This is a genomic window from Chryseobacterium sp. GVT01B (assembly GCF_019970045.1).
Classification (GTDB): Bacteria; Bacteroidota; Bacteroidia; order Flavobacteriales; family Weeksellaceae; genus Chryseobacterium.
Genome location: NZ_JAHXYI010000001.1, coordinates 452,281 through 475,059, shown reverse-complemented (window position 1 = coordinate 475,059; position 22,779 = coordinate 452,281). Strand labels below are relative to the sequence as shown.

The 22,779-nt window shown below is 36.6% G+C and carries 21 protein-coding genes; 14 read left to right on the top strand and 7 right to left on the bottom strand.

The window, feature by feature from the left end:
- Window positions 1-53 precede the first annotated feature (53 nt).
- Together LC457_RS02195 and LC457_RS02190 are read left to right on the top strand one after the other, a co-directional pair.
- Window positions 54-1,046 (top strand): aspartate-semialdehyde dehydrogenase, encoded by a 993-nt coding sequence (locus LC457_RS02195; RefSeq protein ID WP_142717221.1) that lies wholly within the window; start codon window positions 54-56, stop codon window positions 1,044-1,046.
- A gap of 58 nt (window positions 1,047-1,104) precedes the next feature.
- Entirely contained in the window at window positions 1,105-2,103 is a 999-nt protein-coding gene (locus LC457_RS02190; RefSeq protein WP_223598425.1) for a cation diffusion facilitator family transporter, read from the top strand.
- 9 nt (window positions 2,104-2,112) lie between these two features.
- Here LC457_RS02190 and LC457_RS02185 read toward each other — a convergent pair whose 3' ends face one another.
- Both LC457_RS02185 and xrtF read right to left on the bottom strand, forming a co-directional pair.
- Window positions 2,113-2,553 carry an exosortase F system-associated protein gene (locus LC457_RS02185; RefSeq protein WP_223598424.1) on the bottom strand — a complete coding sequence of 147 codons (441 nt, stop codon included), beginning with the start codon at window positions 2,551-2,553 and terminating at the stop codon, window positions 2,113-2,115.
- A complete protein-coding gene (gene xrtF, locus LC457_RS02180) occupies window positions 2,540-3,070 on the bottom strand; it encodes an exosortase family protein XrtF (RefSeq protein ID WP_223598423.1) in 531 nt (176 codons plus the stop codon). Before xrtF ends, LC457_RS02185 begins: the two co-directional genes overlap by 14 nt.
- 241 nt (window positions 3,071-3,311) lie before the next feature.
- On the opposite strand from xrtF, the gene LC457_RS02175 reads away from it, so the two are divergent.
- From LC457_RS02175 to LC457_RS02150, 6 genes are all read left to right on the top strand, one after another.
- The gene (locus LC457_RS02175; protein ID WP_223598422.1) at window positions 3,312-4,331 is read left to right on the top strand and encodes an aminoglycoside phosphotransferase family protein; all 1,020 of its coding nucleotides are present in this window, start codon (window positions 3,312-3,314) and stop codon (window positions 4,329-4,331) included.
- A 95-nt stretch (window positions 4,332-4,426) separates the two neighbouring features.
- Entirely contained in the window at window positions 4,427-4,834 is a 408-nt protein-coding gene (locus LC457_RS02170) for an RNase adapter RapZ (RefSeq protein ID WP_223598421.1), read from the top strand.
- 109 nt (window positions 4,835-4,943) lie between these two features.
- The gene (locus tag LC457_RS02165; protein ID WP_223598420.1) at window positions 4,944-5,657 is read left to right on the top strand and encodes a nucleotidyltransferase family protein; all 714 of its coding nucleotides are present in this window, start codon (window positions 4,944-4,946) and stop codon (window positions 5,655-5,657) included.
- 8 nt (window positions 5,658-5,665) lie between these two features.
- Complete coding sequence (locus LC457_RS02160) at window positions 5,666-6,418, top strand: TIGR00730 family Rossman fold protein (RefSeq protein WP_052186347.1); 753 nt, start codon at window positions 5,666-5,668, stop codon at window positions 6,416-6,418.
- 58 nt (window positions 6,419-6,476) lie between these two features.
- Complete coding sequence (locus LC457_RS02155; RefSeq protein ID WP_223598419.1) at window positions 6,477-6,947, top strand: DUF6702 family protein; 471 nt, start codon at window positions 6,477-6,479, stop codon at window positions 6,945-6,947.
- A gap of 275 nt (window positions 6,948-7,222) precedes the next feature.
- The gene (locus LC457_RS02150; RefSeq protein ID WP_149834031.1) at window positions 7,223-7,774 is read left to right on the top strand and encodes an inclusion body family protein; all 552 of its coding nucleotides are present in this window, start codon (window positions 7,223-7,225) and stop codon (window positions 7,772-7,774) included.
- A 95-nt stretch (window positions 7,775-7,869) separates the two neighbouring features.
- Here the strand turns inward: LC457_RS02150 and LC457_RS02145 are convergent, their stop codons facing one another.
- Window positions 7,870-9,294: a DUF5689 domain-containing protein gene (locus tag LC457_RS02145; protein WP_223598418.1), complete on the bottom strand. Its 1,425-nt coding sequence runs from the start codon at window positions 9,292-9,294 to the stop codon at window positions 7,870-7,872.
- A 26-nt stretch (window positions 9,295-9,320) separates the two neighbouring features.
- The gene (locus tag LC457_RS02140; RefSeq protein ID WP_223598417.1) at window positions 9,321-12,197 is read right to left on the bottom strand and encodes a carboxypeptidase-like regulatory domain-containing protein; all 2,877 of its coding nucleotides are present in this window, start codon (window positions 12,195-12,197) and stop codon (window positions 9,321-9,323) included.
- A 250-nt stretch (window positions 12,198-12,447) separates the two neighbouring features.
- Between LC457_RS02140 and LC457_RS02135 the strand changes: the two genes are divergently transcribed.
- Window positions 12,448-13,638: an endonuclease gene (locus tag LC457_RS02135; protein ID WP_223598416.1), complete on the top strand. Its 1,191-nt coding sequence runs from the start codon at window positions 12,448-12,450 to the stop codon at window positions 13,636-13,638.
- A gap of 51 nt (window positions 13,639-13,689) precedes the next feature.
- A complete protein-coding gene (locus LC457_RS02130; protein ID WP_223598415.1) occupies window positions 13,690-14,052 on the top strand; it encodes a DUF6146 family protein in 363 nt (120 codons plus the stop codon).
- A gap of 125 nt (window positions 14,053-14,177) precedes the next feature.
- Here the strand turns inward: LC457_RS02130 and LC457_RS02125 are convergent, their stop codons facing one another.
- Together LC457_RS02125 and rho are read right to left on the bottom strand one after the other, a co-directional pair.
- Window positions 14,178-14,774, bottom strand: coding sequence for a superoxide dismutase (locus LC457_RS02125; protein WP_223598414.1), 597 nt, complete (start codon window positions 14,772-14,774; stop codon window positions 14,178-14,180).
- Window positions 14,775-14,971: 197 nt separating this feature from the next.
- A complete protein-coding gene (rho, locus tag LC457_RS02120; RefSeq protein ID WP_223598413.1) occupies window positions 14,972-16,804 on the bottom strand; it encodes a transcription termination factor Rho in 1,833 nt (610 codons plus the stop codon).
- Between the two features lie 143 nt (window positions 16,805-16,947).
- On the opposite strand from rho, the gene LC457_RS02115 reads away from it, so the two are divergent.
- The 4 genes from LC457_RS02115 to LC457_RS02100 all read left to right on the top strand — a co-directional run bounded on the left by LC457_RS02115 (window position 16,948) and on the right by LC457_RS02100 (window position 20,829).
- A complete protein-coding gene (locus LC457_RS02115; protein WP_223598412.1) occupies window positions 16,948-17,337 on the top strand; it encodes a DUF4293 family protein in 390 nt (129 codons plus the stop codon).
- 132 nt (window positions 17,338-17,469) lie between these two features.
- A complete protein-coding gene (locus tag LC457_RS02110) occupies window positions 17,470-18,390 on the top strand; it encodes a M28 family peptidase (RefSeq protein ID WP_223598411.1) in 921 nt (306 codons plus the stop codon).
- Between the two features lie 234 nt (window positions 18,391-18,624).
- Window positions 18,625-20,463: an ABC transporter ATP-binding protein gene (locus tag LC457_RS02105; protein WP_223598410.1), complete on the top strand. Its 1,839-nt coding sequence runs from the start codon at window positions 18,625-18,627 to the stop codon at window positions 20,461-20,463.
- Between the two features lie 18 nt (window positions 20,464-20,481).
- Window positions 20,482-20,829, top strand: a complete 348-nt coding sequence (locus tag LC457_RS02100; RefSeq protein ID WP_223598409.1) for a DUF1801 domain-containing protein — start codon at window positions 20,482-20,484, stop codon at window positions 20,827-20,829.
- Window positions 20,830-20,878: 49 nt separating this feature from the next.
- Here LC457_RS02100 and LC457_RS02095 read toward each other — a convergent pair whose 3' ends face one another.
- Window positions 20,879-22,678, bottom strand: a complete 1,800-nt coding sequence (locus tag LC457_RS02095) for a hypothetical protein (RefSeq protein ID WP_223598408.1) — start codon at window positions 22,676-22,678, stop codon at window positions 20,879-20,881.
- Window positions 22,679-22,779: the final 101 nt, after the last annotated feature.

Below are 22,779 nucleotides of genomic sequence, written 5' to 3'. Positions count from 1 at the left end.
TTATATGCGTTATAATTTATAAATAGTTTAATCTTAAATTTTTAATTAAATCAATGAAAGTAGCTGTAGTAGGTTCAACAGGAATGGTTGGACAAGTTATGCTTAAAGTTTTGGAGGAGAGAAACTTCCCTGTAACAGAATTAATCCCGGTAGCATCCGAAAGATCTGTAGGCAAGAAGGTGAAGTATAAACAGAAGGAATTTACCATCGTAAGCATGAAGGACGCTATAGCTGCCAAACCGGATATTGCAATCTTCTCTGCAGGTGGATCTACTTCCCTTGAATTTGCACCCTTATTTGCAGAAGCAGGAATCACAGTAATTGATAATTCTTCCGCATGGAGAATGGACCCTGATAAAAAACTGGTAGTTCCTGAGATCAATGCTGATGTTTTAACGAAAGAAGATAAAATCATTGCAAATCCGAACTGTTCTACCATTCAATTGGTAATGGTTCTAGGACCTTTGAACAAAAAATATGATTTAAAAAGAGTAATTGTTTCTACGTATCAGTCTGTAACAGGAACTGGAAAAGCTGCTGTAGACCAGCTAAACGGTGAAATCAGTGGAGATGATTCTATCGCAAAAGTATATCCTTATCAGATCTTCAAAAATGCATTGCCGCACTGTGATGTATTTGCTGATGATGATTACACCAAAGAAGAGATCAAACTGATGAAGGAGCCTAAAAAGATTTTAGGAGACGATACCTTTAACTTAACAGCAACAGCTGTAAGAGTTCCGGTTCAGGGAGGACATTCTGAAAGTGTAAATATTGAATTCGAAAATGAATTTGAATTAGATGAAGTAAGAAAAATCTTATCCGAAACTCCCGGTGTTATTGTAATGGATGATGTGAAAAACAACCAGTATCCGATGCCTTTATATTCGGAAGGAAAAGATGAAGTCTTCGTAGGAAGAATCAGACGAGATTTGTCACAGCCCAAAACGCTCAACCTCTGGATCGTTGCAGACAACCTGAGGAAAGGAGCAGCAACCAACGCTGTACAAATCGCAGAATACCTTGTAGCAAACAACTTAGTATAAACTAACAAAATAAAAAAGAGTCTCAAAATTGAGATTCTTTTTTTTATCAAACTCAAATATGAATACCCAGAAAAATGCCCACAAAGAGAAAATAGGATTTCAAAAGCTCATTGCTATATTCGGGATCATCCTTTTCATCGGAAAGATTATTGCCTGGAAACTCACCAACTCTGATGCCGTATTTTCTGATGCCATGGAAAGTATCGTCAATGTCATCAGTGCATTCATGGGGCTTTATTCACTCCATCTTGCAGCCAAGCCTAAAGATGAAGACCATCCATACGGCCACGGGAAAGTAGAATTTGTGACTTCCGGTATTGAAGGAGCTCTTATCGCTATTGCCGGTGTTATGATTATCTATGAAGGGGTTCACAGTCTTATCGTAGGAAAAACACTGAGTAAAATAGATCTTGGGATATGGATCATTGCTGCCACGGCAATCATTAATTATCTGTTGGGATATATTTCTATAAAAAAGGGAGAAAGAGAAAACTCTCTGGTTCTTATTTCATCCGGTAAACATCTTCAGTCCGATACCATTACCACCCTTGGAGTAGTTATCAGTTTAGTGATTGTTTATTTTACTAAAATTTATTGGCTGGATTCAGCGGTAGCACTATCTTTTGGGCTTTACATCATATTTGTTGGCTATAAAATCGTCCGAAAATCTTTAAGCGGTATCATGGATGAACAGGATCCCGAAATATTGAATCAGGTCATCAGAATCCTTGAAGGAAACAGACAGATAGAATGGATTGATGTACACAATATGAAAATACAGCAGTTTGGTTCTTCCTTGCATATTGATGCTCACATAACATTGCCATGGTATTATGACCTTCGTGATGCCCACAGTGAAATGGAAAAGGTAATTATCCTTCTTGCCAGAAACATGAAACGAAACATTGAGTTCAATTTTCATATGGATGATTGTAAACCGATTTCATGCCCGGTCTGCCAGATCAAAGACTGCCCTGTCCGCGAAAAAGATTTTATCAAACGAGTAGAATGGACTCCGGAGAATGTAACCAGTGTAGATAAACACACCGTAGAATAATACATTCACTTATCCTCCCTCTTTATCCATCATCTGCTTTCTGTAATAAAACATCGGAACAATCAGCAGTATAATCAAAGGCTGGATTACAAACCTTCTCATATAGAAAGAAAAAAGATATCCTATTTCAAATTTATCATGAATACAGTAAAGATAAATTGGTAATGTAATAGCAAAGACAACAACGATCATTACTGCGCCCTGCAATGTCCATTGTTTGTTTTTGAATAAACCATAAATAATCAGGCAGGAAAACAAAAGATTTAAGATAAATCTAAACAAATGTCCTCCAATCAGTTTTCCCCATTCAAATGCAGGGAATTCAATATGTTTATTCGCTTCATGGAAATAACCAAGGAAAGGATCATAAAAAAGAGTATCCTCCAGAGCTCTCACCCCAATCAATCCGCAGATTCCTGCTATAACCAGAAGCCAATTAAGAATTTTCATGTTTTAAAGCAAAAAATTTAATCCAGACCAGCCAAAGCACAACGACACTTCCATAAATAATGGCAGGAAAAATAAAATCATGGAACATTTTACCATATTCCTTATGATCTGTCATGACGATATTCAAGCCTACAATTCTTAGAAGATTCATTATGTATAGGATAATCAACCCTGCCCCAACAAAGACAAAAGTTTTCATTCCTTTATAAAAAGCAAAAACGAAAGAGACAAACAGAATGATGACAGAAACAGCATTACAGCCTTCCACCATTCTTGTCTCATACCGTTGTTTAACATAAAACCAAACCTGCTCATTCTTTACATCATCATAAAGCTCCGTAGGATAACCTATTGCATTTTGCAGAGCAGCCACCTGATTGGCAATTATTCTTGAAAAAGAATCTAACCCGGCATCTTTACCACTATTCAGATAGAACTGATAGGCAAAAAGCAATACCAGGTAAATAATAATGAAACGCAATAAAATACCTAAAACAGGTTTAAAGTCTTTCAACATTCTGCAAAGATAAAAATTAGCCTGTAATATCCTGAATTTGAATCAAGAAACTTAAAAAACACTCATCAGATCTTTCGATTATGGGATATAATACTGTAAAATTTTCTTTAAAATCTTTCATAAAATAAATATTCAACACTTCTTTTACACCTTCATTACAACGGTCTCTTCCTTTCACATTTTCACTTCTTTAAACTATAATTCCCAACTCACGTTTATTTAGTATATTTGTTTCCATATTATGACTTCTGAAAACGCAAAACGATTTTTTGAAAACCATTTGGGGAAAAAATCTTCCGAATTCGTCACATTAGCTCAAAGCGGCTCTGCGAGGGTAAATTTTCTGGCCACTGCAGGCACTGAAAAATATATCATCACCTACAATGAAAATATCCCGGAAAATGAAAGTTTCCTTTACTATTCTGAGTTATTTTCAAATTTGAAACTCAATACTCCTACTATTCTTGCCGTTTCTGATGACAGAAAAATGTATATCCAGGAATTTCTGGGACAGCACACTCTTTCGGAGGTTATTACAAAAGAACAGCAATCTTCCACTGTAAGAGCTTTGGTACAGCAGACATTGCAAAGACTTTTCCAAATGCAGACACAGACACAGGGAAAAATTGATTTTTCAAAAACCTTTGAATACGAAAGTTATGATGAGCTTCCTGTGATTCATGATCTTTATTATTTTAAAAATTTTGTGGCTGATGTCCTGGAACTTGAATACAACAAATCAACACTTTTAAAGGAATTCAAAAAAATCGCTTTACTCATTGAAAACATTGAGCCTAAAGGAATTATGATCCGTGATTTCCAGGCAAGAAATATCATGGTGAATGAAAAGAATGAAGTTTCTTTCATCGATTACCAGTCTGCAATGAAAGGCCCGTTAATGTACGACGTCATCTCTTTTCTTTTTCAGGCCAAAGCCAACTTCACAGAAGACTTCAAACAGGAAATGCTGGAATTTTATATTCAGCAGTTTGAAAATCCTGAAACAAAGATTCAACTAAAAGATGCGGTAATGCCCATTCAGATGATGAGATTCTTACAGGTATTGGGAGCCTATGGATTCAGAGGTTTGATTCAGAGAAAACAACATTTCATGGCCAGTCTGGAAAAAGGAATTCAGAATATTACACAATTTGCCGACTCATGGGGACAAATGAATAATTACCCAGAACTGAAAAAAGTAATTCAGCAGCTGACTTCAGACAGAGCAAAGCAAAAAATTGAGGAAATATTAAATAACTAAGTCTTCGACTCCGCTGAGACTGACTGAAACGAAATAAAAAACACTTCAATATCACTAAATAAACCTTAATGGTTTAAAAATTTAAAAGAAAGAATATGCTACACATCGAGATACACAGTTTTTCATACAAGAAAGGAGGAATTCCTAAAGACAATTCAGGAAATGGCGGAGGTTTCGCTTTTGACTGCCGTGGAATTTTAAATCCCGGAAGAATTGAAGAATATAAAATTCAGACCGGAAATGACATCGGAGTTCAGGAATATCTGGAAACAAAAACAGAAATGCCAAAGTTTCTTGAACTGGTAAAATCCATTGTTTCAATCAATATCGACAACTATCTTGACAGAGGATTTGAACATCTGCAGATTAACTTCGGATGTACCGGCGGACAGCACAGATCAGTATATTGTGCCATAAAAATTGCTGAATTTATCAAAGAAAAATATCCTGAAGGAACTGAGATCACCCTTCAACACGATGAACAACCGCAACTGAATTCATAAAAGATAAGCGATGATTGATAAATGATTATTTTCCAATGTTATTTTAATGATCATTTATTAATTATAAAAGTTTTATCATCCATCAACTATCATTTATCAATTATAAAAAATGAAAGCTCTAATTTTCGCAGCAGGAAAAGGAACCAGATTGAAACCGTTTACCGATCACCATCCAAAAGCGTTGGCAAAAGTAAACGAAATTCCACTTCTGGAAAGAAATATAAATTACCTGAAAAGTTTCGGAATAAAGGATTTTGTCATCAACATTCATCATTTTGGAGAACAGATTGTTGATTTCTTAAATAAAAACAATAATTTCGGATGCAGGATTGAAATCTCTGATGAAACCAACGAGCTTCTTGAAACAGGCGGTGGCTTGATTTTTGCGAGAAAATTTCTTGATCATGGAGAAGATTTTTTAATCATGAATGCGGATATTCTCACCGACCTGAACATCAATGCGTTGGTAGAATACCACAAAAAGATAAAAGATTTTGCTACTTTAGCGGTTTCCGACAGAGAAAGCTCGAGAAAGCTCCTCTTCAATGATGATATGGTTTTGAGAGGCTGGCTGAATGTCCAAACTGGTGAACAAAGGCTGGCAGAATTCAATAAAGGCTTTAAAGCGCTTGCTTTCAGCGGAATTCATTGTATCAATCCTACGATCTTCGAAAAAATAAAAAGAACAGGCAAATTTTCTGTTATGGAAGAATATCTGGACCTTATGCAGACCGAGCATATACACGGTTTTGTACATGACAGTATTCTTATCGACGTCGGAAGACCTTCATCTGTAACAGAAGCCGAAAAACACTTTAAATAAATTTTGCAATGGAAATTGATGGAACTAGGGATGAAAGTTTAGTAAATCCGGAACTTGACATTAACGAAACAAAACTGCATAACAGTTTCAGACAAAAAACCTGGGACGAAACAATTGCCAAAGACAGTTGGATGGTCTTCAAGGTCATGGCTGAATTTGTAGACGGTTATGAGAAACTGGCCAAGATTGGACCATGTGTTTCTATATTTGGTTCTGCCCGACTGAAGCCGGAGAACAAGTATTATGAAATGGCTGTAGATATTGCGGAGAAGATTACCAAAATAGGCTTCGGAATCATCACCGGAGGTGGTCCGGGTGTTATGGAAGCTGGAAATAAGGGAGCTTTCAATGCTAAAGGAAAATCGATCGGATTGAATATTGATCTTCCTTTTGAACAGCATTTTAATCCTTACATCAATAAATCCTATTCTATGAATTTTGATTACTTTTTCGTGAGAAAAGTAATGTTTGTAAAATATTCTCAGGGGTTTGTGGTAATGCCTGGCGGTTTCGGGACATTGGATGAGCTTACTGAAGCGATGACTCTTATTCAAACCAACAAAATAGGAAAATTTCCAATTGTTCTGGTAGGAAGCGAATTCTGGGGAGGATTATTAGACTGGTTCAAGGCAACTTTGTTGAAAGAAGGAATGATTGCGGAAGATGATTTGGATCTTTATCGTGTGGTAGATACCGCTGACGAGGCTGTAGCACATATTAAAGCCTTTTATGATAAATATTCTGTGAATGTAAATTTTTAATTGGCATATTATTTGTGACTTATAACTAACAAGTATGATTGTAAATCTATTAATTAAGATGAAAAAACTTTTATATATATCAGGAATTTTAACATTTTTTGTGTTAATGAGTTTTATGTATGTAGACTTTTTCTCTTCAATGACCAAAGTGGATTATGTTGATGGAAGCAAGACATTGAAGTTTACCACAAAAATGAATACAAGCCACATCTCTGACGCGATCAAGATCAACCCCAACACGGCTGGATTTGAAGCAGAGGTAAAAAAATATGTGAACAATAATTTTGATGTGTTTGTCAATGGTACTCCTAAAACGATAACCTTCACAGGAAGTCAGGTCAGTGGAGAAACTGTATGGGTGTATTTTGAAACCGGAGGTGTTTCAGATATCAACACCTTAAAGATTAAAAATACGATCCTCTTAAGCGCTTTTCCTAAGCAGATCAATCTGGTGAACATCGCCTACAAAGGCAGCCAGAAAACAATGAATTTTCAAAGAGGAAAAGAAGTGAATGAGGTTTCTTTTTAACGTGAATTAGATTTAACCATTATAAAATGGGTACCCTGGAGAGTAAAACTTTTCAGGGTATTTTTTTGTCCAAATCAAACAAATCACGAAAAAGAGATTAATTACGTAAAAATACCTATCTGAAAATTTCAGCATTTACACTGTAATATTTTCATTATCAGGAATGTACATTTGTATTGTAATTACAACCAAACGTGAAGCCGGAATCACTTTAATAACGGGGCAGAATCTGAAAAGCCAAATGAGTAAGAAACACCAAACTAAAACCAAATATCATGGACGACGTAACACTTAAATCATCGAGTCAGGCAATAGATGTCCTGATTGTAATTGACACGGATTATGTACGAGCAAATTATAAAAACCCCAGTACGGATCCAAATAAGCCTGTAGGAATTGACCATAACAGCCAGCATATGATTGTTTCCAATGCCAACGCTATTTCCGGACAAGGTTCTGCTGACCTGAACTTCAGCGCAAGAGCCGGAGATACAGTTTCATTCAGAGGAACTTCAATTTATCAGAATTCGGATGACGCAGTTATTATTTATAATATTAAATACTGGTCAGGAGATCAGGTTTTTAATAATTTCGTATACAATTCTGTGAGAAGAAAGCAAGCTGCTGTACCAGATGTAAATTCTTTAAACGGCCTCCCTGCCACCTCTGCAGATATCAGCTTTGCCAGTATTGACTCAAAAGTAAGATCTACTGGAAAAGAGAACTTCTATGTACAGTTTGGACTTTACATTTTAGACCCGAATGACAGTAACAAACAAATTTTGTACGGGTACTTTTACTGGGATCCAACAATTACGGTTAAGTAAACGAAAATAAAACCTCTTATAAAATAAAATCGGGCAGCTCGTACGAGCTGCCCGATTTTTATAAAGTATATTAGAATATATTTTATCCTAATGTATTACTCAATTTTGATATTGTCAATCTGAAGGTCATATATTCCATCTTTTCCTGTTTTTAGGGCAAACATAGTTTTTCCGGAAGTAATGTTAAGATCGGTAAGACCTGTAAGGGTAAGTTCAATCAGCCTCCATTGTCCGTTCGTATTGATTGACCCGGTATATGAATTAGTACTTTCAGGGCTTAAAGTAGCACCAGTAGAGAATGTTCCTAAATTGAATGTATAGAAAGCAGATGTATTAGGAGCTAGTGGTGTTGCTCTATATACATTGAAAGAAAGTGATTTCCCTGACGCGGTACCTTTGATATACATTGTAATTCTCTTTGGAGCCGCTGTTATTCCTGACGCAGCATTCGCTGTAAATACATAGTCATTATTGGCAGGTGTACCTTTAATCTGAAGAGAATTTGTACCGTTATACCCCAACCCACTACCTTGAGATGCATAAGGCATAAGCCCAAAGCTATTTAAACTTGACAGAAAAGATGTCCAGTTTTCAAAATCAGAGCTCGGGAAAAGATTTACGGCATTAGCAGAAGGAAGTTCCGGCTCCCCCGGCGTGAATCTGGCGTTAGGGAAATTAATATCATTAAGATCTCTTATATAAGCCTGATCTGTGAAAACTGTCGCGTTATTTGAGCTTGTAAAACGACTTAAAACAAGAACGATATCACCACTTTTTTCATATTTAGGAGCGATCGGAGATTTTCCAAAAGTTGAAAAGTTACTGAAACGAAGATCTAATCTGCCTGCTTTTTTATCCGTAATATAACGATCTCCTGTAGCTGATTCGTCAGCAAAGTTCTTTGTCAATTCAGGCTCTTCAAACTGAACGTTTTTTATTTTCACAAGCTGGTTAATGTGTGCACCGTTTTTCAGAGCATCAGAGATAAAGTTGAACTCTAATGGTTTCATTGCGGCTACTACAGGCTTCTGTCCGTCGCAAACTCTTGCCATGTAATTTGAAACTTTATTTGGGTTGATTCTACCGATAGGATAGTTAGGATCATAAGTACCTACTTTAATGTTTCCATTAACTCCCTGAACGATCAATCCTTTCAGGTTGATTCTTACTAAAGCTCCTACCGGATAATCAAGATATTGGCTTGCACCATCAATATCAATTTCAATACCTTGTGTCGGGTTTTCAGGCTTATCCTGAAGGAACATCATTTTGTAAAGATTTCCGGATTCATCACTTGAAGAAACATAAGCTTCTACGATAAAATCTTCTTTAATGATATCAGCTTCAACGGGCTTTGCTTTTGCAATGGTTGTAATTTCAGATAACTGGTGATTAGCTGCTGCAAATTTGTTGGTACATTTGATTTCCGGCACATCATAATCATCAGTTTTTACACAAGACGAGATTGCCAGCATTGAAATGGCACTAAAGATCGCCGCTTTAAAATATATATTTTTCATTGTTTTCGATTTTTAATTTTAATTTTTTAGAATCTGAATTGAAGGTTAACAAAATAAGATCTACCCTGATTATACCAATATTTAGGAGCGAATACCATGTTTCCGCTGTCATAATCATTAGCATAGTCAGTATAGTTAACATTTCTCGTCTGCTCAAATCCACCTGTAATAAAGTTTCTGTTATTAAGGATATTATTTACCGATGCAGACACCAATACATAATACTTACCAATCATCCAGGATTTACCTGCATTCACATTGAAGAAGAATGCTGAAGGTAATTTTGTAGGAGTAAGAATTCTTGCAAGTTCTTCTGCACTTACGTTATCATAAGGTACTCCCGGTGTATTAGGGTTCGTATAGAATCTTTCTGTTCTGGTTACCGGAGACGGATCAAGGAATGAATGTCCGAAATAGTTCCATGTAGCTCCTACCCACCAGTATTTAGGGCTGCTGTAACGAAGACCTAATGTATATGCCTCCTGAGGTGTTCCTCCCTGTCTGTAGTTTTTAAGGGTAGCCTCTCCCATATTGGTATAAGATCTTGATACGATATTTCCGTTTCCGTCAAGCTCTCTGAACGTTCCTACAGCATCAGATGCAAAATAAACAGTAGGGTTATTAATATAAGTATATTGTCCTACACTTAATAATCCGCTGGCTGTTAAAGTAGGCGTAACTTTCACCTGTGCACCAAGCTCGATACCCATATTTCTCTTATTAGCACCTGCCAGTACCTGAGTAATGAAAGCCCCATCCTGAACAGGAGTCTGATCTCCGCTTTCAGTCAGAGTAGTCAGCTTAACTCCCTGTGCGAAGTATCTTTGTACACTTGTTTCATTTTGAGTGTTAACAAGATAACCTGTTAATCTAAGTTTTACAATCGGAGTAGAAATTACATAACTCAGATCGTTGGCATCAACAACAACGTTCTTGATTCCGGGAGTGGTAACACCGCTTACTCTTGTATTAAAATAAATATCATTTAAGAAAGGAGATTGTGAAAAGTAAGCTCCGTTATAAACCAGGAAGTTTCTACCATTGATTTTATACGTAACCTGACCTTTAACCCCTGCATTCCAGAAGTTTTGGTCTGCTCCTTTTCCGTAAGAAGACTCATACAGATAATGCTGGAACAACCCTTCTCTGCTGTTCGTCGTATATCCGAATAATCCGGAAACAAAAACATCAAATTTCCCTGTCGAGAATTTGAAAGCAGGATTTACTTTAAATTCCTGTCTTCTGAAAATATAGCTGTACCCGATTTTGTCACCTTCTCTTTTGGCAACATCCGTATCATTTTCTCTTGTATTAAATTTACCCCAAACACTGCCTGCCGTTGTATTGGAGGCAAACGGGTCCATATTCAGGGCAAAGTCAGCACCTAAAAGATCGTTTACTTCTCTGTACTGTTCAGATCTGTAATTCTGGTAAGATAAGTTTAAAATAAAACGGGAGGTATCGCTAAAATTATATGTGTAGTGTGTAGAGACATTCCATACTTTATCGTCTTTTACGTCATCCACAAGATAATAAGCTGCTCTTCTACCCCCTAACATAGCATTATACTCTACGTTTCTGTTGGCATTATAAAGATTATCCCAGTTGATCTGTGTATGTGACTGATCATCATTAGTCCACCAGTCTCTTGTAATACCGATATTGGCAGCCTGTTCCGGAGACGGATTTGTATAGTTTAACCAATAGCTTGGTAAGTTACGGTAATAGGTCGGAGACGGGTTATTAGCTCTGTACCAATCCAGTCTCGAACTGTATTCTTTACCAAACTGATAAGAAACAGAGGTCCATAACTGAGAGTTTTTATTGATTTTCCAGAAATCCTGCAATTGAATCATGGGCTGGAAACCTCTTTTTACTCTTTCATTTCTTTTATCTCCATTTTGCCATCCCCAGTAAGAATTATAATGAACTCCTCTGAAATCATATACTTCCTGAGTACTTGGACTTGAAGAGCTTCTTGAATATTTGGAACCAATGGCATTTAAGGTCATTGTATGGCTGTCGCTGAATTTCTTCTCAATACCAATATATCCACTGTATGCATCATAAGCAGTACCATCCTGAATCCCTTCCTGTGCCCATCTTCTTGCGATCATTCCTGTAAATGCCCATCCGTTCTTATTCATTCCGGAAGAGAATCTGTAAGACAATCTGTTTGTATAATTTCTGTTGGTCAGAGAGTATGTCAATTGACTTCCCTTTCTGTACTCGCTGGCTCTGGTGTTCTTATAAAATACACCTGTAGTTCCTCCGAAAGCATATTCAGAAGGTGCATGATTAGCTGAAATTTCCGGGTAACGGGTGATTTCGTTCAATCCTCCCCAGGTACTGAAATCTACATCTCCATTATCTGCAGCGGCCATAGAAACCCCGTTGATCATATTCTCCCCTGTTCTGCTATCAATTCCTCTTGGGCGGAACCAGTACGGTCCTAAATCGAAACTTGCAATTCTGTTGAATACATCCTGAGAAGACTGCAGTAATCCTACAGTGGCTGTTTGCTGTGCACCACCGCTATCACTTTCTCCCGAATCTTCTATGATAGCCAGTCCCTGATCTGCACCGTTCAATGCAGAATAAAGAGTAATTACTCCAAGATCTTTTCTCTTCTCATCACTGGTTACATCAAATTCAAAAATTTTAGTTTCGAAATTTGGTTTTGTAACCATAATCTGATAATGTCCTGGCATCAAATCCGTAAATTGGAAATATCCGATTTTGTCTGCCTTTGCATCATTTCCTGCTCCTTTTAAATCTACACTTGCTTGCTCAACAGGCTTTCCTTCCGCATCCTTAAGATACGCAAACACTGTTGTCTGCGCATAATAATATGAAGCAGGCAGCAAAGTAAATAAAGAGATCAATGATAATTTTTTAATCATGAGTATGTTTATTTTTTTAATACTTTTCTTATTAATTTTCAACAGTTTAAAAGTTGGGGGCACAAATTTAATCAAATTTTATAATTCACAACTTTTTTAACCATATTTTTCCTTAGCACTGCAAGGTTTTAAGAATCATTATATAATTGACAATAAGACAATTGCTTTTAAATTTACAAATATTTAAAACGTAGTGAATTAAAAAAAGTAAATTTGTAAATTAAATAGTATTAATAATAACTCAAAGAGGATGAAGAGATTTTCGAGTCTGTTTGCCATCATTATTTCGATCATGGCATTTTCACAGCAACAGGGAAAACTGAGAAAAGTAGCTACCGTAGGTTTTTTAAACGTAGAAAACCTTTGGGACACTATCCGTTCAGCGGATTATATTGATGGGACCAAAGACATTAAAAATCCTGCTTTTCACAGAAGTATTCCTATAGATTCTATCAAATTTCTGGAGGCTGAAAAATATGACGGACCATGGAGCGACGGTGCTCTGATTGGTAAAAAAGTAGTTAGAGAACAAGGTGGTTCTGAAGAATTTACCCCCAAAAGCGCAAAGAACTATGGGACTAAAATTTATAAAGCAAAACTGGCCAACGAAGCGAAGGTAATTTCCGAAATGGGAGCCCAATATACCAAAACAGCTCCTGCAGTAGTTGGCTTAATTGAGGTTGAAAACAGACAGGTTATCCAGGATCTGATCAACGAACCTGCTTTAAAGAAATATGATTACGGAATCATTCATTACAACTCTTATGACTACAGAGGGATTGACGTTGCATTGATCTATCAGAAAAGAAGATTCACTCCTACCAATTCATTAAAAAAAGAACTGAAAATATACGGTGACAACGGAAGAAGAGAATATACGAGAGATATCCTTGTTGTAACAGGGTTTTTAGATAATGAAAAAGTGGCATTCTTTATGAACCACTGGCCTTCAAGAAGAGGAGGTGAAGCAATTTCTTTACCGAAAAGAAATGCTGCAGCAGCTTTATTGAAACAACAAATGGACAGTATAAGAGCCGCAGACCCAGCAACGAAGCTTTTTGCAATGGGTGACTTTAATGATGATCCTGTAAGCCCAAGTTTAAAAAACCACCTGAAAGCACAGGCAGCACCTAAAGATTTAAGTGAAGAAACACCCTACCTGAATCTGATGTATCCTTTATATAAGAAAGGGGTGGCATCTCTTGCTTATCAGGATGCACCGAACCTGTTTGACCAGATTATTGTTTCTAAAAACGTAATTTCAGATCAGGTAACTAAAGAATATTCGGTGTACAAAACCGAAATTTTTGCCCCGGCTTATTTAGTCAATAAAGAAGGAAATTATAAAGGATATCCTTTCAGATCCTGGAATGGAGATCAATTTACAGGAGGCTACAGTGATCACTTTCCGGCATTTGTAGTTCTTCAGAAAGAACCATAAACAAGTTAGGCACTCTTATTGGAGTGCTTTTTTTATGTAAATACCTTAATCATGAAAAATATTATTTTATTGGTATTGATCGCATTAATACCTTACAGCTGTTTTTCTCAGGAAACACCAAAGAAAGATAAAGAACCACATGAAATGAAGCCTTCCAAAAACGAAGACGGAGAATGGGATCTTACGGTTATTGACACGCAATTTGATTATTTTTTGAGTGCTGTTGCCAAACCCATCAGCCAGTATACAGAATCTTATCTGAAGACAAAAAACACATTTTTGGTGAACGAATGGAACAGTTATTATAATTCCGGGAGGTACAGAAATATCATAGAATCCGGGATAGATTATGATCCTCAGGAAAATTATGGGATCAAGTTTGAATATAAATTATACCAGGTTTCGTATATGTAAACTGGAAGTATAAGCTCAGAATGAACGGATTATCCGGCAGTGATGCTATAAGATAGTTTTACAACATCTATAAAAAAAGGTTCAGAGTAATTCTGAACCTTTTTATTTTTATAATAGCCTGTAAATTATTTATTGAATAATTCCTCTACTTTATCCCAGTTTACTACATCGAAGAATGCAGCAACATAGTCAGGTCTTCTATTTTGGTAGTTTAAATAATAAGCATGCTCCCAAACATCTAATCCTAAAACCGGAGTTCCTTTAATGTCTGCTACAGGCATTAATGGGTTGTCCTGGTTTGGTGTAGAAGAAACAGATACAGAACCGTCAGCATTTTTTACTAACCAAGCCCATCCTGAACCGAATCTTGTTTTAGCTGCATCAGAAAAATCAGTTTTGAATTTCTCAAGACCTCCGTAATTTTCGATAGCTGCTTTTACATTTCCTACAGGCTCTTTGCTTCCTCCCGGAGTTAAAATTTCCCAGAATAATGAGTGATTGAAATGTCCTCCTCCATTATTTCTTACTGCTGGCTTATCAGTTCCTGTCTGGCAGATTTCTTCAATAGTTTTTCCTGCTAGTTCAGTTCCTTCAATTGCTTTATTTAAATTGTCAATGTATGCCTGGTGGTGTTTTGTATGGTGGATTTCCATAGTTCTTGCATCAATAGTTGGCTCTAATGCATCATATGCATATCCTAGTTTTGGTAATTCAAATGACATAATCTTTATTTTTAATGTTATATTCCAAAATTAGCCAATATTTAAGGGATTATCAAGGATTGAATATTACTTTAATAAATCTTTAACATTGATATATTGATTTAGAATGAATTACGTTTTAAAATATTTATCTACATGACAACAAAAAGCACGAACCCAATGGCCCGTGCTTTCTATTAAACAATAATTAAATTAATTTATTTATTCATAGACATCAGGAATTCTTCATTATTAAGAGTTCCTTTAATGTTTTTATTTACAAATTCCATTGCTTCCACAGGATTCATTTCAGAAAGGTATTTTCTGAAGATCCACATTCTCTGAGAAGTTACTTCATCCAGAAGAAGATCATCTCTACGGGTGCTGGAAGAAATTAAGTCGATAGCAGGATAAATTCTTCTGTTAGCAATTTTTCTGTCTAACTGAAGCTCCATGTTACCTGTACCTTTAAATTCTTCAAAGATCACTTCATCCATTTTAGAACCTGTATCAATCAATGCAGTGGCAATGATCGTAAGAGATCCTCCTCCTTCGATTTTTCTTGCTGCACCAAAGAATCTTTTCGGCTTGTGAAGAGCATTGGCATCTACCCCACCGGAAAGAACTTTACCAGATGCAGGAGTAACGGTGTTGTATGCTCTTGCCAATCTTGTGATTGAATCCAGTAAGATAACAACATCGTGTCCGCATTCAACCATTCTCTGTGCTTTCGCCAGTACAAGGTTAGCTACTTTCACATGTTTTTCAGCTGCTTCGTCAAAGGTAGAAGCAATAACTTCTGCATTTACACTTCTTTCCATATCAGTAACCTCTTCCGGACGTTCATCAATCAAAAGAACCATCATGTATACTTCCGGGTGGTTGGCAGCAATAGAATTGGCGATATCTTTCAGCAACATCGTCTTACCTGTTTTAGGCTGTGCCACGATCATGGCTCTCTGTCCTTTTCCAATAGGAGCAAATAGGTCTACAATTCTTGTAGAAACTGTAGATTCGCTTCCTGCAAGATTGAATTTCTCTTCAGGGAAAAGCGGTGTAAGATATTCAAAAGCTACACGGTCTTTAATGAACGCAAGATCACGACCATTAACTTCTGTAGGTTTTAATAGTGAAAAATATTTCTCTCCTTCTTTTGGAAGTCTTACAATTCCTTTTACAGTATCTCCGGTTTTCAACCCATAATTTCTAATCTGAGCAGTAGATACATACACATCATCAGGAGAAGAGATATAACTGAAATCTGAAGAACGTAAAAATCCGTAGTTATCCGGTAGTATTTCCAAAACCCCTTCAATACTTACCAACCCATCGAAATTAAATTCTTTTTTATGGTCATGCTGCTCCTCTGCCTTCTCAGAATGCCTGTTTTGATTCTGATTTTGGTTTTGATGCTGCTGGTGCTGGTTTTGGTTTTGATTTTTATGTTGGTTTCCACTGTTCTGTGGATGGTTGTGTCCTTTTTGAGGTCTGTTAGCCTGTTGTTGAGGGGGATTGTTCGGCTTTTCTTCGGCCTGAGCAGGCTCTTGAGATTCTGTGTTTTTTGGAGCTTCTGTTTTTTCCTGAGATACTTCTGCGTTACCTGTATTGGTAGAAACTCTTTTTCTTTTCTTTTTAGCTTGAGCTGCGGCTGATACATCTTCTGTGGTGGCCGCTGCCGATACTTCTGCTTTAGGTTCTTCCTGTTTTATTTCTTCAGGAGCCGGTACCTTTTCTTCTACTTTTTCCTCTGCTTTAGGTTCTTCCGGAGCTTTTGTATTGGCTTTTGGTTTTGCTGCCGTTTTTTTCGGAGCAGCTTTTCTTACCGGGGCTTTAGCAGGTTTTTCTGCTGGAGCCTCTTCAGTATTTATACTGGTGGTTTCTGTGGCGTTGAAATAATCTTTTGCAACTTTAGGGTTAGAAGCCTGAAAGTCAAGAATAGCAAAGATCTTGTCATTTTCATTGCTGGTTCTTGCAACTTTAACGCCCAAATCTTTTAAGATTTTAGTCAGTTCCGTTACGGATTTTGACCTTAACGTTTCTATGTTAAACATATTTATGTAAAAATGTAATTAATTGTGAGTAAGAAAAGTAAGTCCGGTGACTTTTGTTTTCAAGTACATTGTATAATGCAAATCTACACTTATTTTTGAATTGTGCAAAATTTATGTTATTTTTGCCAAGAATTTAATATTCAATGCTACAGAGAATACAAACTATATGGACGTTATTGGCAGTTTTAGCTGCTGTTTTCCTTTTTATAACAGGACAGGATGTTGTCATTTCCGACAGTATTCCTCTACTTAATATTGGCAGTATAGTGCTTGTAATCATTGGAGCATTAAGTATTTTTAGTTTCAAAAACAGAAAAAGACAAATTTTGCTGAATACCATCAGCATCATTATAAACGTTTTGTTGATTGGTGTATTGGCGTACTGGTTACTCAACTTATCCGGAGGAATTCAGATTCCTGAGAAGGGTATTGAGCCAATTTTCCCATTGATTGCGGTAATATGTCTGCTTATTGCAAACATCTATATCCGTAAAGATGAGAGGCTCGTAAAATCTGTAGACAGACTTCGATAACCTTACAACGATTTTTTGAGTGAGAACAGCTTCTTTTAAGGAGCTGTTTTTTTATTTACCATATATTCTGTAAATTCAATGCAACTTTTTGATCAAAACCACGACAGATCATATAACTTTTAATAAAAGACAATGAAAAAGCTAACATACCTTACTTTATCACTATTCTCTGTATTTACTTTTGCACAGGAGGTTTCCAAAGAAAAAATAAAAACAGTTCTTTCCACTCTTGCTTCAGACGAAATGAAGGGCCGTGAAATCGGAACTCAGGAAAATGAAAATGCTGCCAACTACATTGCTAAGCTCTTCAAAGAAAATAATCTGGAATACTGTACCGGAAAATCATATCTGGTACCATTTGATTATAATGGGAAAACGGTATACAATGTCTGCGGGGTTAAAAAGGGAAAGACAGATCAATATCTTGGATTTTCAGGGCATTTTGATCATATCGGGACCAGTGACAAGAGTGGTGACAACATTTATAACGGAGCAGATGATGATGCCAGCGGAATTACAACTCTTGTAGGTATTGCCGACTATTTTAAAAATAAAAAGCCAGAATTCTCAATGGTTTTCATGGCCTTCAATGGAGAAGAAAAAGGAATGCTGGGGTCAAGAGCTATTTCCACAGACACCAATCTGGATCCTATTTATAATAAGATGACTGCCCTTTTCAATTTTGAAATGGTAGCTACAGAATCGCAATGGGGAAAAAATGCATTATATATGACCGGAGACGGATTCTCAGATCTTGATGAACTTTTCAATCAAAATGCTGTAAACGGATTAAAAATCAATGCAGATCCCTATGCAAAACAGCAGCTGTTTTACCGTTCAGACAATGTCAGCTTTGTAAAAAAGAAAATCATTGCCCATTCATTCTCTACCGTTGATATGACGAAAGCTTCTCATTATCACCACGAAAATGATGATATCAACATCGTAGATTTCGATAATATGACGCAGATTATCAATAATTTTGGAAAAACGCTGGATAAACTGAATCCTAAAAATTTCAATCCAAAGTATAACGATCAGGTAAAATTTTAATTAAACTATCCTATAGAGAACCGCTTTTTCAGCGGTTTTTTTGTTAAACAGCCACAGCCTTATATCTTTTAATATTGAGTTTCAGTGTCCAATTATTTACTAAAAAATAAAGTACAATACTCCTGAGTTGTAACAAAAAGACATTTTTTGGAACATATCCATTAAAGTAAAACAGGATTAAGAACGTCTTATCTTTTAATTTTACGTAATTTTGCTATCCAATTTTTTCATTGAATGAACCAATATATTAAAATACTGAAGTTCGCAAGACCTCACCAAAAATACATCTACGGAAGTTTGTTTTTCAACCTTATGTATTCTGTATTTCAGATTGCTTCCTTAGGGACTATTCTACCGGTTTTGGGAATGCTTTTCGGAACCATAGAGGCTAAAAAATACAGCCATCCTCCTGTTTATTCAGGAGAGATTTTAGATTTTTTCTCTTATGCAAAAGAATACGCCAATTATTATGTTCAGACTTTAGTAACTGAGCATGGAGCCCTTAACGTTTTGGCCTGGCTTTGCGTGATAACGGCTTTTATGTTTTTACTGAGAAACCTTTTCAGATATTTGGGTTCGTTTTTACTGATCAATTATCGTGTAGGTGTTACTAAAGACCTTCGTGGAGCGATGTACAGAAAGATTCTTGCTTTACCTGTTTCCTTTTTTACGGAAAGCAGAAAGGGAGATCTGATGTCCCGTATGTCAAATGACGTGGGTGAAGTAGAAGGTAATATCTTGGGAAGTTTAGTGGAATTAATCAACGCACCTTTCATGTTGATAAGCACATTGGTGACTCTTTTCTTCTTAAGTACAGAGATGACTCTTTTCTCACTTCTGGTATTGCCTGTAATGGGGACGATGATTGCTTTAATAGGGAAAAGCCTGAAAAAAGACTCTCATGAAGCTCAGAATGAAATGGGAACTATTTTCTCAATTGTAGATGAAACATTGAAATCTACAAAAGTGATTAAGATTTTCAGTGCCGAAAAAATAATGGACAACCGTTTTATGCAGTCAATGCAGAAATGGATCAACAGTTCCATAAGATTAGGAAGAAAAAAAGAACTGGCATCTCCGATGAGCGAATTCTTAGGTTCGGTTACGTTCTTAATTATCGCCTGGTACGGTGGAAAACAAATTATTGTAGAACAAAGTATTTCACCAGCTGACTTCTTGGTTTTCCTGGGTATTTTCTTCCAGATTTTACCTCCTGTGAAAAGTTTATCACAGTCAATTTCGAATGTACAGAAAGGAGAAGCTTCTCTTGAAAGAGTATTAGCCATTCTGGATGCTGATGTAAAAATTGATGAAATAGCAAATCCTGTTTCTATCTCAACATTAAATAGTTCAATCGAATTTAATAATATTGGTTTTTACTACGATAAAGACCATACGATCCTTAAAAACTTCTCACTTTCTATTCCAAAAGGAAAAACGGTTGCTCTTGTTGGACAAAGTGGAAGTGGTAAAACAACCATTGCCAATCTTTTAGCTAGATTCTATGATGTTTCTGAAGGAGAAATCATGATTGACGGCACGAATATTAAACATTTAAAATTAAATGAATACCGCAAGCTTCTGGGTATGGTAACCCAGGAATCTGTATTATTCAATGATTCCGTTTACAATAATATTCTGATGGGTAAACCTGATGCTACAAGAGAAGAAGTGATTGCAGCGGCAAAAATTGCCAATGCAGATGCATTTATCACAAGGCTTCCTGAAGGATATGATTCCAATATCGGAGATGATGGCGGTAAGCTTTCCGGAGGTCAGAAGCAGAGAGTTTCTATTGCGAGAGCTGTATTGAAAAATCCACCAATTATGATTCTGGATGAAGCAACCTCTGCATTGGATACGGAATCTGAAAGATTTGTACAGGATGCACTGGAGAAAATGATGGAAAACAGAACTTCTCTGGTAATTGCCCACCGTCTTTCAACAATTCAGAAAGCAGACTGGATCGTGGTGATGGAAAAAGGTGATATTGTAGAACAGGGAACACATCATGACCTGATCGCTAAAAAAGGAATGTATAATAAACTTGTTGAACTTCAAAACTTCGACTAATATTTTAATTCAATTAAAATGAATCCCATACAAGAGTATTTCTACAGAATCGAAGAGCCTGAGAGAAGTACTCTTGTATTTTTACGTGATTCTATTTTAGCTTCCGATCTCGAAAATATTACGGAAACATTCAGTTTCGGGCTTCCGTTTATCAAGTACAAAAAGAAGATGCTGTGTTATTTCTATTACAGCAAAAAATATAAGAAACATTATATCAGTTTTTACCACGGTGACAGACTGGATTATCCTGAGCTGATAATGGATGGCAGAAAGAAGTTTAAAATCCTCTTAATTGATCCTGAAGAAGATCTTCCCGTAGAATTCATATTAAACCTCACGGAAGAGATTAAAAAGCATATAAAATAAAAAACTCCGGCACGAATCATCGTACCGGAGCCCTCTTTAAAAAACTTTATCATTGTGTGTTTATTCCGCTGAATTCCGCCTGTTTGATTGCCCACGCGATCATATTGGCAAAAAGAATCGAATTCTGAACCTGCATTGATCCTGTTGCATATCCGTTTCCGGCATATCCGTAAGAAGATTTCTGAACCGGGAAATATCCTCCCGAACTCGGTGCTACAAAAGGCTCAATGGTATTGCTTGCATATTGATTTCCGTTCGCATTTTCATTACTTAAAAAACCACCGTCACCAAACCATATAAAGTTTAAACTGGTATTTCTTAATCCCGAAATTCCTGTTCTTGCAGTGGTGCTGTTAATGGGTTGTGCATAGCTGTAAGGAACAAATCCACTTGTCAATCCGGAAATATTTACTGTTGTAGAGGCATCTTCCCCCCAGTTTTTACCTCTTACATCTCCAAAAGGTCCGTTAAGGATAGGATCATCAGAATTGGTAAGAGCATAAACAGAACCTGCACCGCCACCATAAGAAGCTGAGATTGTAGGATCAGAGAATATTCCTCTGAATAAATTCTGTGCTGTACCTGTATCATCTGTCATAGCAATTACAACTCCTTTTTTATTAAGGTAAGAAGCAATATAACCGGCTTCTGTAGCATTAGGGGTATAGTTGTAACCAATGACAACAATATCAGGTTTGTTATTAAGAGCTGTCTGAAGAGCTGCTGATGAAGGTGAGTTTCCTAAAGATATATGGGTAAAACCTTCATATTTAACAATACTTGAGGCCGTTGTTCCAAAATTTGTCGGAGCATCCATCAGACTTCGTGAAGGACCGGTGTAAGCACTATAGCCATACGCTGTTTCTAATCCGATATGAAGTACTGTCTTCTTCGGAATTACAACCACTACATTTACAGAACAGGTTGTAGATACTCCTCCCTGGCTGTCTGAAGTAATAGTAATTGTTTTCACTGATGTAGAAGACGGTGTTCCTGTTCCGCCTAATGTTATATTTTGATTTCCTGTCGCTGTAAATGTTCCTGACCCACTGAAAGAAATCCCGTCAACTGTATTGGATGTAATCGTGTAACTTCCCAATGCTGAAACATTTACCGGTAACGTAATGGTATTGGAAGCTGTAAGAGCCGTTCCTACTTTGTACACGCCATTTACCGTTGCGTTTCCACAGCTCATGGTATATGTTCCTGCAGGACTTAATACTGTAATAGAGATCGCCGGAGTACAGGTAACAGCAGTTCCATTGGCTTCAAGTGATACATCATCTGTCTGGATATTCTGAGGAGTTCCCTGCCCAGGAATCTGTATCGTTTGTGTTCCTGTATTCAAAAATACTCCCGTTCCATAAAAGTTATACCCGTTTGTCGTAGTTCCGGAAATAGTGTAGTTACCCACTTTTGTAACATTTACCGCGATACTCAGGTAATTAGAATTGGTAAGTTCTTTTCCTTTTACATAGCTTCCCATTGCTTTGGAAGTAGAACAATCTATAGTAAAAACAGCTTTCCCCATTTGTCCGCAAACACTTTTCCATTCGTTATCCGCAAGACTCCAGTAATTGAAACAATCTTCTGTAGTATTGTAAATTGTCAGTCCGTCATCTTTGGATTGATTAATTACAATGGCATTTCGCTGTGCTTCTGTAAGCCGCGGAATCAGCACTCCTTTGTTATTATTTCCTGAGATGACATCCAAAACAGAATTATCATTCGGTGTAGTAGTGTTAATTCCTACCGCGCCATTATTGGCTTGTGAATAAAATTTTCCAAAGGCAAAGAGCAGTGCTATCAGCAAGACTTTGATTGGGGGAATTGTAAATTTTGTTTCCATCATTTTAAAGTTATAATTGTTTAATGATTAAAATTTTTGACCAAGTCATTTAACCGTCACAAAATTATCACCCTCAGACAATTACAAATTAATTTTCACTA